11 protein-coding genes are annotated in these 12,638 nt (G+C 62.9%); 5 read left to right on the top strand and 6 right to left on the bottom strand.

Annotation, left to right across the window (positions count from 1 at the left end; translation table 11 throughout):
* The first annotated feature begins 9 nt into the window (after positions 1 to 9).
* A complete protein-coding gene (gene moaC, locus RDN59_RS03660) occupies positions 10 to 495 on the top strand; it encodes a cyclic pyranopterin monophosphate synthase MoaC (RefSeq protein ID WP_308606659.1) in 486 nt (161 codons plus the stop codon).
* Positions 496 to 501: 6 nt separating this feature from the next.
* Positions 502 to 1,059 carry an NTP transferase domain-containing protein gene (locus RDN59_RS03655; RefSeq protein ID WP_308606658.1) on the top strand — a complete coding sequence of 186 codons (558 nt, stop codon included), beginning with the start codon at positions 502 to 504 and terminating at the stop codon, positions 1,057 to 1,059.
* On the opposite strand, the gene RDN59_RS03650 is transcribed toward RDN59_RS03655, so the two are convergent.
* Positions 1,046 to 2,425 carry a multicopper oxidase domain-containing protein gene (locus RDN59_RS03650; protein WP_308606657.1) on the bottom strand — a complete coding sequence of 460 codons (1,380 nt, stop codon included), beginning with the start codon at positions 2,423 to 2,425 and terminating at the stop codon, positions 1,046 to 1,048. The genes RDN59_RS03655 and RDN59_RS03650 overlap by 14 nt on opposite strands.
* A complete protein-coding gene (locus RDN59_RS03645) occupies positions 2,406 to 3,614 on the bottom strand; it encodes a beta-carotene 15,15'-monooxygenase (RefSeq protein WP_374044581.1) in 1,209 nt (402 codons plus the stop codon). Before RDN59_RS03645 ends, RDN59_RS03650 begins: the two co-directional genes overlap by 20 nt.
* Before the next feature lie 214 nt (positions 3,615 to 3,828).
* Between RDN59_RS03645 and modA the strand changes: the two genes are divergently transcribed.
* The 3 genes from modA to RDN59_RS03630 all read left to right on the top strand — a co-directional run bounded on the left by modA (position 3,829) and on the right by RDN59_RS03630 (position 7,106).
* Positions 3,829 to 4,551 (top strand): molybdate ABC transporter substrate-binding protein, encoded by a 723-nt coding sequence (gene modA / locus RDN59_RS03640; protein WP_308606655.1) that lies wholly within the window; start codon positions 3,829 to 3,831, stop codon positions 4,549 to 4,551.
* A gap of 9 nt (positions 4,552 to 4,560) precedes the next feature.
* Positions 4,561 to 6,291 carry an ATP-binding cassette domain-containing protein gene (locus RDN59_RS03635; protein ID WP_308606654.1) on the top strand — a complete coding sequence of 577 codons (1,731 nt, stop codon included), beginning with the start codon at positions 4,561 to 4,563 and terminating at the stop codon, positions 6,289 to 6,291.
* 116 nt (positions 6,292 to 6,407) lie between these two features.
* Positions 6,408 to 7,106: a helix-turn-helix domain-containing protein gene (locus RDN59_RS03630; RefSeq protein ID WP_308606653.1), complete on the top strand. Its 699-nt coding sequence runs from the start codon at positions 6,408 to 6,410 to the stop codon at positions 7,104 to 7,106.
* 5 nt (positions 7,107 to 7,111) lie between these two features.
* Here the strand turns inward: RDN59_RS03630 and thrB are convergent, their stop codons facing one another.
* The 4 genes from thrB to argS form a co-directional block, all read right to left on the bottom strand.
* Complete coding sequence (thrB, locus tag RDN59_RS03625) at positions 7,112 to 8,035, bottom strand: homoserine kinase (protein WP_308606652.1); 924 nt, start codon at positions 8,033 to 8,035, stop codon at positions 7,112 to 7,114.
* A gap of 16 nt (positions 8,036 to 8,051) precedes the next feature.
* Positions 8,052 to 9,374 (bottom strand): homoserine dehydrogenase, encoded by a 1,323-nt coding sequence (locus RDN59_RS03620; protein ID WP_308606651.1) that lies wholly within the window; start codon positions 9,372 to 9,374, stop codon positions 8,052 to 8,054.
* Positions 9,375 to 9,525: 151 nt separating this feature from the next.
* Positions 9,526 to 10,863 carry a diaminopimelate decarboxylase gene (gene lysA / locus RDN59_RS03615; RefSeq protein WP_308606650.1) on the bottom strand — a complete coding sequence of 446 codons (1,338 nt, stop codon included), beginning with the start codon at positions 10,861 to 10,863 and terminating at the stop codon, positions 9,526 to 9,528.
* A 12-nt stretch (positions 10,864 to 10,875) separates the two neighbouring features.
* Positions 10,876 to 12,537, bottom strand: coding sequence for an arginine--tRNA ligase (argS, locus tag RDN59_RS03610; RefSeq protein ID WP_308606649.1), 1,662 nt, complete (start codon positions 12,535 to 12,537; stop codon positions 10,876 to 10,878).
* Positions 12,538 to 12,638 lie beyond the last annotated feature (101 nt).

Raw genomic sequence — 12,638 nt, 5'->3', positions numbered from 1 at the left:
GCTGCAACAATGAAGTTCACTCATCTTAATGAGGCCGGCTCCGCCTACATGGTGGACGTCACCGAAAAACAGCCCACCGTGCGCACCGCCACCGCCCAAGGCGAGGTGGCATGCTCGCCGGAGGTCCTCACCGCACTGCGGGAGGGAGCCGTGCCGAAGGGCGACGTGCTTGCGGTTGCCCGAGTGGCCGGTATTGCGGCGGCGAAGAAGGTCCCGGATCTCTTGCCTCTGGCCCACACCATTGGTGTGCACGGGTGCGCGGTCGACATCGAGCTGCGCGAAGATCACGTTTTTATCGAGGCCACCGTGCGCACCGCCGACCGCACCGGCGTGGAAATGGAGGCGCTGACCGCGGTAAACGTCGCGGCCCTAGCGCTCATCGATATGGTCAAAGGTGTGGACCGCTCCGCTTATATCCGGCACTGCGGCATCACCGCGAAGTCCGGCGGCCGCTCTGGTGATTGGTCCCGCGAGCTGCCCGGCGCGGAAGGATAGAAAACAATGCCAGGTGTCATTGTTGTGGCGGGCGGACGCGGCACACGCATGAGAGGCGTGGACAAGGCAAGTATCACTCTCGCCGGTGAGCGCCTCATCGACCGTCTCCTGCGCCAACTGCCCTATGATGCGCCGGTGACGGTTGTCTCGCCCTACCACTTAGGCATGCCCCAAGTATGTGAAAAGCCCCTCTTCGGCGGGCCAGCCGCGGGAATCGCCGCGGGCCACGCCGCGCTGGTTGGTGCCGCAGAGTCCACGACCGCCATCTTTGCCGTCGACGCCCCGGATTCCCCACAGATGCTCCCCGCTCTCGAGGTGGCTTTGGCAAGCACCGGCGCTGATGTCGCGGTGGCCACACTCGATGGGCACCTCCAACCGCTGTGCGCGCTGTGGCGCACCGAGTCCCTCGCCCGCGCTCTGAATGAGCTCGGCAATCCCCGCAATCAGTCAGTCATGCGCTTATTGGGACTCGCGAAGAAGATCACCGAGGTCGAAGGCTCCGCCGCAGTGCGCGATATCGATACCCTGGACGAGCTACGCGAGCGGCGAGCTACTCAACGATGATCTGACCGTGCTGGCCCTTCTCCGCATTCGTCATGAGGTGGTTGACAAAGGAGTAGGTCCCCGGCTCGTTGAAGGTCATCTCCACGAATCCGCCCTGGGCGGGCAAGAGGTCGAGTGCTTGGGAGCCGGAATCCTTCGCGCCCTTAATCAGGTAGGTGCCTTCCTTGTACACGGTGTCGAATTGTTCGCCCACGACGTGGAAGCTCAACGGCAGATCTGGGCCGAGGTTAACCAGCCAGATACGCACGGTATCGCCCACCTTGGCGCGCAGCGGGGCTAGGCCCTCGTCATATTGGTTGGGATAGTAGTTGAAGGCGGTGAGGTCATAGTCGCCGTCGCTGACGCGCTGCGCGTTAGCGCCCTCAGCTTCCTTACCCGCAGAGGCTAGGAAGACCTCGCTTGCCGTCATGACGTACTCCGCGTCAACGTCCCCCAGTGCATCCTCACCACGCGGATCGATAATGACTGCTCCTGCCATGCCGTTGGCAATGTGCAAGCTCATCGGCATGGTCGAGCAGTGATACATCCAGATGCCCGCCCTGTGGGCCACGAATTCATAGGTCAGCGACTCGCCCGGCTGGATCGTCTTCATGTTCTTATCCGGGTTGACTTCACCGGCATGAAAATCCACCGAGTGTCCCATCGATCCCTCATTCCTGATGGTGATGCGGAATCTATCCCCTACTTTGCCGCGCAGGGTTGGGCCGGGCGCCTGCCCGTTGAAGAGCCACCGCGTTTGGCGCACTCCTGGGGCAACCTCGACTTCTTCCTCAGTCATCACCCACGTTTCCTCGTGAAGGTCACCTTCCGCAGGGGCAAGGGAGGCATCGACGGCGTCAAATCCCTCACGGGCTTCCATGCGCTCGGCTGCTGAAGGCACCGTCGCCGGGGCACCAGCAGAGCCCGTGCTTGCCGACGCCCCCGCGTGGTCATGTTCCCCGGAGGATGACCCGTTGACGTTGACCATAAACGTCATGCCCTGCATCTTGTGTCCTGCGATGGTGCAATAGCCTTCCATGGACTCCTCAATGACTCCGGCGTCGAGCTGCACTGTCTCGCCCGGTTCTACCCGGCCCGTCTCCTCGCGTCCGATTTTCAGGTCATGGACCTGGTCACCGGTGTTGTGGAAGTTCACTACGAGATGGCTGCCCGCTGCAACATCAATGGAGGACGGAACAAAAGCCATGCCTTCAACGGACACATCAACGGTTACGGCGTCGGTGGAAGCTACCGTAGCTGGGCCCTGCTTACCTGTGGTGGAGTTAAACACTGCCAGCCCAATGACGGCAAGGAGCGCAACAATGATAATGAGCCAGGAGGCCCACTGCTTCTCAGAATGCTCCTTTTTAACGGGCACGCTTGACATGAACTTCTCCTTGAGATGACGAGACGGCCCACACTAGGGCCGCACAATTGGCGATGAGGCCTAGCCCCATCATGATAAGCCCGGCGAAGGACACGCCAGTAATGCCAGTGAGGCTCAGCACGCCGCCAAGGTTGATGAGCGCTACGCGCACAAGCCCTGGAAGGTGGCCCCGCGCGGGATGAGCAGCCCCGGCCAGGATGGGCAGCATGTGGTGGAGTACCCCGGTCACGAGCTGCAAGAGGCCGGCGCCAAGAAACGCGGGCATCAGGAGTAACGTCACCGCGCGCGGGTAGGCCCCGGCGAGAGTGGCCGCCGCGTCACCGGCGCAAAGCGCCACCATCCACACCAGCCCCGCCATCGCGGACACGCTTGCCGTGGTCTTCACGCCACCAAGCGCGCCGGCGAGCACGGGCTGAATGATGAACACAGCGGCAAGGACGGTGAGCAGCTGCGCCATGCCGGCGGCGCGGGTGAGCCCGGAGGCGTCGGCAAGCATGGCCACCCCCAGCCCCACGCAATGCACGGTCAATGCTCGACCACACCGGGCCCGGGCGACCGATGAAATTGGAGTTCGGCTCAACGTGGGCAGCAGCGTGACTACGGTGCCCACAATGGTAAGCAGTGCAAACCCCCACACCATGCCGCGTGAATGCGCCGCCACCAACAGCGAGTAATTCCCCACCCCGTGCGCGGCCAGAATAACCATCAGCGCAGAGACCACCATGAAGCAGGCCGCGGCCAGATAAAAGGGCACGGTGACTGCGAAAGAGCCAGAAAGAGAGCCTCGAAGCCTGGTCCACAACGCCCACAGGTGCCACCCCACTGCGACGATCACAAATGCGGATCCAGTATCCGCGAGCACACCCCAGTCGTAGCCAGCGCGATCAACGAGTAGCAGGACCAGACCCACCTGAACTAAGCCCACCCGCGCGCCTACCCCGCGGAAGCCGGTAGCCGGGGTGCGGGTCAGCGCCTCGGTGAAGTGGGTACTGAATACGAGGATCGCGGTGGTAAGCGCTCCGAGGCTAAACGGATGGATGAGATCCCACCACACGACGGGTGCTCCCAGATAATTCGCCACGCTGATTCCCACGCCCACCGTGATCCACAAGGCCACGAGGCTAAAGGCGATGGTGTGCCAACGCCGGCGAGCAGTCAAGGAGACGTCACGCAGAGGCACGTCTGACATTTTTATTTGCACGGATATAATCGTAGTAAATTGCTTGTAGGGGTAGCAACGCCCGCTCCCCCTAGAGAATCGAAAAGGAAAAGATCAATGAACTTGCCGCTTATCGACGCTTCCAAGGGCCACGACATCCCCACCCTCAACGCCTCCGAAATCCCCCACGCAGTAAACATCAAATTCACGCGAACGGCCTAAAGCTTCCGTAAGCTGACTGACCATGCACCTCGCAAAGATTGCAATCCCCGTCATCGCCGCCGCGCTGACTGTTGCCGGTTGCGCCTCTGATTCCACAGAGCCCTTGCAGGTGTTTGCTGCATCCTCGACAAGAGTGTTGAATGACGAGCTTGCTAGCGCCTCCGGGACTCCCCTGGCTTTCAACAACGGCGGCTCTTCTGCTTTGGTGCAGCAAGTCGATGAGGGAGCGCCCGCAGATCTGCTGATCACGGCATCCCGAGAAACCATGAAAAATGCGGTTGCGCAGGGAAGCGTAAACGCCCCCGTAGCCCTAGCCAGCAACGTCATGGTTATGGTCGTGCCGAAAGGTAATCCCCAAGGTCTGCGCTCCGCAGCAGACCTGGAGCCCTCGGCACGCCTGGTTCTCTGTGACCCGAGCGTGCCTTGCGGAGCCATTTCAACGCGCATTATGGAGACCAATGACTGGGATCTGCAGGCCTCCTCTTTAGAGGGCCAGGTAGCTGACGTGCTGGGAAAGGTTGCCTCCGGTGAAGCGGACGCCGGTTGGGTCTATTCCACCGACGCCGCCGCCAATAAGGACGTCGAGGCCATCCCTCTCGCCCACGCCGAGGACTTCCGTAATGAGATCATGGGTGCGGTGGTCACTGATTCACCCCGACACGACGAAGCCCAAGAGATCCTCTCGCTTCTCCAGTCGGATTTTGGCAGCACCTGGGAAAAGTTCGGTTTCACGCCGGTGAACTAGGTGTCGCGTATGATTCTGCGCGAGCAGCGCCCACGGACCCCTTGGCTGGTCATTGCCGCCGGCGTGCTCGCCGCTATCTACATCCTTGCTCCTGTCCTCGCCCTGGGAATACGGGTGCCCTGGGAGCAACTCTCTGACACGCTGAACTCTCCGACGACCCACGACCTTCTCCGCGTCAGCCTTTCCGCGGCAGCATTGTCTACCGTGCTGTCTACGCTCCTGGGCACTTGTCTGGCTCTGTGGCTACAGCAGCTACGCCGTGTATCTCACCTCGTGCGGCTGGTGGTTTATCTCCCTTTGGCCATGCCTCCCGTGGTGGGCGGCTTGGCTCTTACCGCGCTGCTCGGGCGCCGCGGACTGCTTGGCCCGGTTCTGGAGCAAGCTGGGCTGCAGGTGTCGTTCGCTTTCCCCGGTGTTGTGGCAGCGCATCTCTTTGTCACCCTCCCCTTCGTGGTTGTTGCGGTGGATTCTGCGCTGCGGCAGCTCGACCCCGAGGTCGTGGCCAGCGCGCGGGGCATTGGCCTGAGCCCAGGCACCATCCTTCGGCGCATCACCCTCCCCGCGATTTCCCCCGCGGTGCTCACTGGCGGCGCGCTGGCGTTCGCTCGCTCGCTAGGTGAATTCGGAACGACGATCACCTTCGCCGGTTCCCTGCCCGGTTCTACCCGGACCATGCCCAGCGGCATCTACCTTGAACGTGAGGTCAGCGCGGACAATGCGTATGCTCTTTCCGCCGTACTAATTGGAATAGCCATCCTCACGCTCACCGCCGCCGGAATGCCCCTGCTGCTGGGCCGCCGCCGCGAACAAGCTGTGCGCGCTATGCAGCCGATGGACCCGGATGCGCTCCGCACGATGACCTCCCCGCAGGACTCTCCCCGAGATCTCTTAGTCACGGTCGACAACACCACCACGACGTTCCGGGGCGGGCGCGTGACCACGGTGGTCGGCCCCAACGGCGCGGGCAAGACCACGCTTCTGCGTTTCATTAGCGGGCGACTCCAAGGAGCACAAACCAACGCCGAACGCGTGATCATGCTCTCCCAGACCCCCGGGCTTCCCCCCACTGCCACCGTGGCGCAAGCGTTGACGATGGTGACCAAAGACCCGCAAAGGACAGAGGAACTGCTCAACGCCGCCGGGCTGCAGGATCTGGTCCATGTATCGGAGCTGTCCGGTGGCCAGGCCGCGCAGGTTGCTCTCTTACGCGCGCTGGCGGCGCGACCAGAGGTCTTGGTCGCGGATGAGCCCTTTGCAGCCTTGGACGTAGAATCCGCCGCGCGTTGGCGCCACTTACTGCGCCTTTCAGCCGCTGACCGTACCACCGTCATCGTCACCCACAGCCGTGTGGACCTCGACACGCTGGCGGACGACATCCTGGTGATGGAAGCCGGCGACATAATCGCTCAAGGCCCCGCGGACCGTCTTCTGGAGCGGCCCCCGACCCCCTTTATGGCCGAACTGGCGGACGTTAATGTGCTTCGCGGCTCACTGCAGAATGACGCATTCGTGCCATCCCGCAACGGCGAACACTGGGCGGCTTTCCCCCAGACTGCGCTGCACTTCGACCCCGCTGGCGCACTGAGCGCCACCATTGTGGCCGATCTGGGCAAAACCACCCTCATCGAGATTGACGGCCAACGAGTCACAGTGGGCCAGCCAGCACCCCACAACGCCCCCGGGAATAAGGTGTCCGTGGCCCTCAATGCAGACGCCCTAACGGTCTATACCCGTATTTAATCTTGTGGTTTTACCCACGTCATGACATAGATACTGAAGCCTCTGAGCACCGCAATGGGAGAAAATCAGTGCGCCGGATGTAGGATCCTCATAGCGTTTTCAAGGAGTCACAATCCATGTCTGCTTTTTCTACACCTAGCCCCCGCTCATCCAGCGAGCTATTTCCTGACACGATGAAGCTCTCCCCCAAGCAGCGCGACGTCCTCTCGGTCTTACAGAAATTCCCGCAAGGAGCACGGGCTGCAGAGATTGCTAAGAAGATGGGCATGCATGTCAACACCGCGCGCGGCCACCTGGATGAGCTGGTTCGCGCCGGCGCGGTGCGGGTAGTTACTGCTCCGGCGAAGGGGCGCGGACGCCCCTCACTGATCTTCCAAGTACGGGTGCCCGACAACCGTTCAGTGGCGGAGGAATACGTCACGCTGATTAGCGTCTTAGTCAAAGCACTGGCGGATAAAGATCAGCTCAATGACTTTTCTTCCGAGCAAGCGCGAGAGATCGGCCGCGCTTGGGCGAAGGCCACGGCCACCAACCACGGTGCTGAGGCGCTGGCCCCGCTCTACCGGACGATGCGCGATATGGGCTTTGACCCGGTAACCTCGGTGGAGCAATTCACCGAGGAAGGCCGCACCGATGTGGAGCTACACGCCTGCCCATTTGTCAGCGCCGGTGTGGAGCCCTCCCCCTTCGTCTGCGCCATCCACGATGGCTACTTAGAGCAAACAGCCGCCGCTTCGGGCGGGCGGCTGAGTCTGAAGCTCGTCCCTAAGGCCGGAAACGGCGTGTGCCGAATCGACGTGGAAGAGAGCAGTTAGCTAGGCTAACCGCGCTCAACGGAGACTGGCCCGGCGACCTCCAGTTCCAGCACACGCAGGTTCTGGCCGCGGGCATCATCGAGGATTGCTTCCTCGATGGGCTCGGTGTGCAGGACCATGACGGTGGGGCCAGCGCCCGACAGATAGGCGGCGTAGCCGCGGTTGCGCAGGCGGTTGACCCACTCTGCGGTGACCGGCAGGACATCAGCGCGATAAGGCTGGTGCAGGCGATCACGGGTGCCCTCCCACAGCAGGTCCGGGTAGGTGGTCAACGCCGCCACGTTTACTGCGGTGCGGGAGACGTTGAAGGCGGCGTCGGCATGCGTGACGTGCGAGGGCAGAACACGGCGCACGGCTTGCGTCGACGCATGAAAGTCCGGGACCAAGGCCGTGGCCTTAATGCTCGGGTGCACGTCCAAGGTGGCGGCGCGGTACTCCGGCAGCGAGCGGCCGTCGACAGGCACGGTGGTCCAGGAGACCACGGCGTTGCCCAACACGGAGGCCGCGGCGTTATCCGGGTGGCCTTCGAAAGCCGAGGAGAGCTGCACAACCTGCTGTTCCGAGAGCGGGAAACCGGCCAGGCCGTTGCCTGCGGCCACGCCAGCCACCGCGGCAGAGGCGGAGGAGCCCAGGCCGCGGGACTGCGGGATGTTGTTCGTGCACACCACGCGCAGGCCAGAGACTTCTACGTCGGCAGCTTTGAGCGCTGAGCGGATGGCCTTGACAACCAGGTGGGAGCCATCGCGCGGCAGCTCATCTGCGCCCTCGCCGAAGATCTCCACCTCCAGGCCGGAGCGGGTAATTTCTACCTCCACGGTGTCGTAGAGGCTCAGCGCAATACCCAGGGTGTCGTAGCCCGGGCCCAGGTTGGCAGAGGATGCCGGGACATGGACGGTGACCTTGGTGCCTACTTCGATATCGATACTCATTGTTCTATCTGAGTCCCTATACGCCCAGGCGAATGACGGAGTGGACGGCCTTGACCTCATCGAGCTCGCCGAGGGCTGCGACGATATCTTCGAGCACCGCTTCCTTGGCCGCGTGGGTCACCACGATGAGGCGAGCGGTGGCATCGCCGTCTTCCTGGCGCACGGTGCGCAGGGAGACACCGTGGCGGGCAAAGACACCGGAGATGGCGGAGAGCACGCCGGTGCGATCTTCAACTTCCATGTCGACGTGATAACGAGTTTCCACTTCTCCGAACTCCGCAATAGGTAGGTTGGCGTAGGTGTTCTCCCCCGGCGCTTGGCCGCCGTGGACGATATTGCGGGCGGCGCCGATGACGTCACCCAGCACAGCCGAAGCCGTGGGGTTACCACCGGCACCGTTGCCGTAGAACATCAGGGAACCGGCCGCTTCCGCCTCCACGAAGATAGCGTTGTAGGACTGGCTAACCGACGCCAACGGGTGATCCTTCGGGACCAGCGTCGGGTGCACGCGGGCATTGACGGATTCCGCGCCGGTCTCCTCATCAACCAAGCGCTCACAAATAGCGAGCAGCTTGATGGAATAACCGGCTTGGTTGGCGGCAGCGATATCGTCCGCGGTGATCTTGGAAATGCCCTCGCAATAGACATCGTTGAAAGTCAGGCGGGTGTAGAAACCCAGGGAGGCCAGGATAGCGGCCTTGGAGGCGGCGTCGTGGCCCTCCACGTCCGCGGTGGGATCGGCTTCGGCGTAGCCCAGGCGGGTGGCCTCAGCCAACGCGTCCTCATAGGAGGCGCCGGTGGTCTCCATAGCGTCCAGGATGAAGTTGGTGGTTCCGTTAACGATTCCGGAGATGCGTTGGATCTTGTCACCGGCCAGGGAACGGCGCAGCATGCCGACGACCGGGATGGCGGCGGCCACGGCGGCCTCAAAATATAGGTCGACGTCAGCGCGCTCAGCGGCCTCCGCCAGCTCATCCGCGTGCGCGGCCACGAGGGCCTTATTGGCGGTGACCACGGATTTACCGGCATTCAGGGCGGCGAGGACGAGCTCGCGCGGGAAATCAATGCCGCCGATGACCTCAACGACGAGATCGATATCATCGCGCAGGACGAGCGCCTTGGCGTCGTCCGTGAGCAGCTCCTTCGGCACACCCGGACGAAGCTTGTTCTTGTTGTGTACGGCTACGCCGCGGATCTCCACCGAGCCGCCGATGCGGTGCGCAAAAGCATCCGCATTCTCCTGCACGAGGCGGAAAACCTCGGCGCCTACGGTGCCAAACCCAAGCAGCGCAATACCTACTGGTTCGCCTTCGGGCTTCTTGCTACGGTTCGTCGTCATAGTGTCCCTTTGTTGATGTTGCGTTTGATTGTTACGTGCTAGCCCATCACTATACAGAACGAGCTGTCTATTTCTATACAAAATGGCCGGCACTGGGCGCGACCGGCCATGTCATAGTGAATAAAATACGGTGAGCTGTGACAACGCCGCGCTAATCGACGTCCAACGCCAGCAAGTCCTCCACCGTCTCCCGTCGCAGCATGAGCTGGGCCTTGCCATCGCGCACGGAAACGACCGCCGGGCGCAAAGCGCCGTTATAGCGCGAGGCCATCATGTACTGATAAGCACCCGTGGTGGCGAAAGCGAGGAGATCACCGGTAGTGATATCCGAGGGGAAACGGCGCTCGTTGACCAGGATGTCACCGGATTCGCAGTGGAAGCCGACGATGCGCGAGTCCACCGGCTCGCCCTGGGTGCGGCGATTGACCACGCGCACGTCATACTCAGAGCCATAGAGCGCCGGCCGGATGTTATCGGACATGCCACCGTCCACGGAGAGGTAGCGGCGCATCGGCAGATCCGCCTTGCCGGTCTCCACGTCCTTGACCGTGCCCACACGGTACACGGTGACCGCGGAGGCACCCACCAGCGAGCGGCCAGGCTCCACCAGCACGAAGGGCGGCGTGATGCCGAGCTCAGTGGCGGTGCGCTCCACGGCGTCGAGCAGATCCTTGGCCAGCGTGGCGACGTCGAGCGCTTCCTCGTATTCCATGTAGGGAATGCCGAAGCCGCCGCCCAAGTCTAGCTCCTCGAGGGCAACGCCGAGCTCGGAGTGGATGCGCTTGTACAGGCTGAGCACGCGCTCGGCGGCCAGCTTGAAGCCATCAGCGTTGAACACCGAAGAACCCACGTGGCAGTGCAGGCCCACGAGCTTAAGGTTCGCGGATTCCAACACGGTGCGAGCGACTTCGAAGGCGGCGCCGGTGGACAAGGAAATGCCGAACTTCTGGTCCTCGTGGGCCGTGGCGATGAACTCGTGCGTGTGGGCATCCACGCCAGGCTTGACGCGGATCATTACCGGCTGGACTCGGCCGGCGGACGCCGCGATGCTGTTGAGGCGCGAGAGCTCCTCCTCGTTGTCGAGGACGACGTGCCCGATACCGTTGTCCACGCATAGCTGCAGGTACTCGTCTTCCTTGTTGTTGCCGTGGGCGGTCATGCGCTCCGCCGGGAAGCCCGCGGCCAGCGCTAGCTTGGCCTCGTTGAGAGAGGCCACGTCGAGGCACAGGCCCTCCTCATCTACCCAGCGCACGATGCGCTTGGTGATGAAGGCCTTAGAGGCATAGTGCACGTGCTCAGGCCCGCCAAAGGCTTGGGCCATATCCCGGCAACGCGAGCGGAAGTCCTGCTCGTCGAAGACGTAGAGCGGGGTGCCGTATTCTGCAGCCAGCTCGGTCAGGGAGACACCGCCAATCGATACCACACCATTCGAGTCTCGAGCGGCGTTGCGCGGCCACACGTGGGCCGGGAGGGAATTGAAGTCTGACATCGGCGCCTGCTCCTACATCTTCTCTGGCGCGCTCACACCCACCATGGTCAAGGCATTGGCCATGACCTGACGGGTGGCTGCAGCCAGAGCGAGGCGCGCGGAGTGGATCGGCTCGGTTTCTTCGCCAGCCTTCGGCAGCACCTGGCACTGGTCGTAGAAGCGGTGGAACACAGCGGCAAGCTCCTCGGCGTAGCGCGCGATGCGGTGCGGCTCGCGCAGCGTCGCGGCGGTGGCCACGACCTCGGGGAACTCGCCCAGGGTGCGGATGAGGTCGCCTTCCTTGTCGTGGGTGAGGAGGTCGAGGGGGGCGTCGGCAAGCGCCGCGGTGTCGAAGCCCAGGTCCGTGGCCTTGCGCAGGATGGAGCAGATGCGGGCGTGGCCATACTGCACGTAGTAGACCGGGTTATCGGACGACTGGGAGGCCCACAGGCCCAGGTCGATGTCCAGGCTGGAGTCCACGGAGGAGCGCACCAGCGAGTAGCGCGCGCCGTCCACACCGATGGCCTCGACGAGGTCATCCAAGGTAATGACGGTACCTGCGCGCTTGGACATCTTAACCGCTTTACCGTCGCGGACCAGGTTGACCATCTGACCGATGAGCACCTCAACGGCCTCCGGGTCATAGCCCAAAGCCTGGGCCGAGGCGCGCAGGCGGGCGATGTAACCGTGGTGGTCCGCGCCCAGCATGTAAATGGCCAGGTCGTGGCCGCGGTCGAATTTATCGGCCACATAAGCGATATCACCGGCGATATAGGCAGCATTGCCATCGGACTTGATGACCACGCGGTCCTTATCGTCCCCGTATTCGGTGGACTTCAGCCACCACGCGCCCTCGGCTTCGTAGAGCTTGCCGTTGTCCTTGAGGGTCTGGATGGCCTTCTCCACGGCACCGGATTCGAAGAGGGAATTCTCGTGGAAGTACACGTCGAAGTCCACGCCGAACTCGTGGAGAGACTCCTTGATCTGAGCAAACATCATCTCCACGCCGTCAGCGCGGAAGTTCTCCTGGACCTCGGCATCGCTGCCTTCGAGAGCCTGCGGGTTCTTCTCCACCACCGCGTGCGCAATGTCCTTGATGTAGTCGCCGCCGTAGCCATCCTCCGGGGTGGGCTCGCCCTTGGCCGCGGCCACGAGGGAGCGAGCAAAACGGTCGATCTGTCCGCCGTGATCGTTGAAGTAGTACTCGCGGGTCACGTCCGCGCCGGAGGCCTCGAGCACGCGGCCCAGCGAATCGCCCACGGCGGCCCACCGGGTGCCGCCCAGGTGGATCGGGCCCGTCGGGTTCGCGGAGACGAACTCCAGGTTGATCTTCTTGCCTTGGTAAGTGGAGTTGCTGCCGAATGCCGCACCGGCGTTAAGAACCTGGGCGACGATAGCGCCCTGCGCTGCGGCAGCGAGGCGAATGTTGAGGAATCCCGGCCCCGCGATGGACGCTTCATCGATGGCGTCATTGCCAGCAAGCGCATCCGCCAACCACTGCGCCAGCTCGCGCGGCTTGGCACCAGCCTTCTTAGCCACCTGGAGGGCAAGGTTGGTGGCGTAATCACCGTGCTCCGGGTTGCGCGGGCGCTCCACGGTCACGGTCTCCGGCAGGACTGAGGCGTCCAGCTCGTGCTCGGTGAGCACGGCGGCAGCGGTGTTCTTGATCAGGACGGAAAGATCTTCAGGATTCATAGGGCCAAAGTCTATCGTCCCCGCCGCTGGGAGGCACTATCAGGTCGCAGACGTTAGCAAGGTCACCCACCCCCATCAGGTAAACGATGCGGCACATATGA

The organism is uncultured Corynebacterium sp., from assembly GCF_902489365.1.
In the GTDB taxonomy this organism is placed as follows: domain Bacteria; phylum Actinomycetota; class Actinomycetes; order Mycobacteriales; family Mycobacteriaceae; genus Corynebacterium.
Note: the sequence above shows the minus strand (reverse complement) of the source record. Positions and strands in the feature narration are given on the sequence as shown.

Coding starts and splice junctions, on each gene's coding strand:
- RDN59_RS03635 (WP_308606654.1), top strand. CDS start 4,561: ATGATTCTGCGCGAGCAGCGCCCACGGACCCCTTGGCTGGTCATTGCC.
- RDN59_RS03645 (WP_374044581.1), bottom strand. CDS start 3,614: ATGTCAGACGTGCCTCTGCGTGACGTCTCCTTGACTGCTCGCCGGCGT.
- thrB (WP_308606652.1), bottom strand. CDS start 8,035: ATGAGTATCGATATCGAAGTAGGCACCAAGGTCACCGTCCATGTCCCG.
- lysA (WP_308606650.1), bottom strand. CDS start 10,863: ATGTCAGACTTCAATTCCCTCCCGGCCCACGTGTGGCCGCGCAACGCC.
- moaC (WP_308606659.1), top strand. CDS start 10: ATGAAGTTCACTCATCTTAATGAGGCCGGCTCCGCCTACATGGTGGAC.
- RDN59_RS03630 (WP_308606653.1), top strand. CDS start 6,408: ATGTCTGCTTTTTCTACACCTAGCCCCCGCTCATCCAGCGAGCTATTT.
- RDN59_RS03620 (WP_308606651.1), bottom strand. CDS start 9,374: ATGACGACGAACCGTAGCAAGAAGCCCGAAGGCGAACCAGTAGGTATT.
- argS (WP_308606649.1), bottom strand. CDS start 12,537: ATGAATCCTGAAGATCTTTCCGTCCTGATCAAGAACACCGCTGCCGCC.
- modA (WP_308606655.1), top strand. CDS start 3,829: ATGCACCTCGCAAAGATTGCAATCCCCGTCATCGCCGCCGCGCTGACT.
- RDN59_RS03650 (WP_308606657.1), bottom strand. CDS start 2,425: ATGTCAAGCGTGCCCGTTAAAAAGGAGCATTCTGAGAAGCAGTGGGCC.
- RDN59_RS03655 (WP_308606658.1), top strand. CDS start 502: ATGCCAGGTGTCATTGTTGTGGCGGGCGGACGCGGCACACGCATGAGA.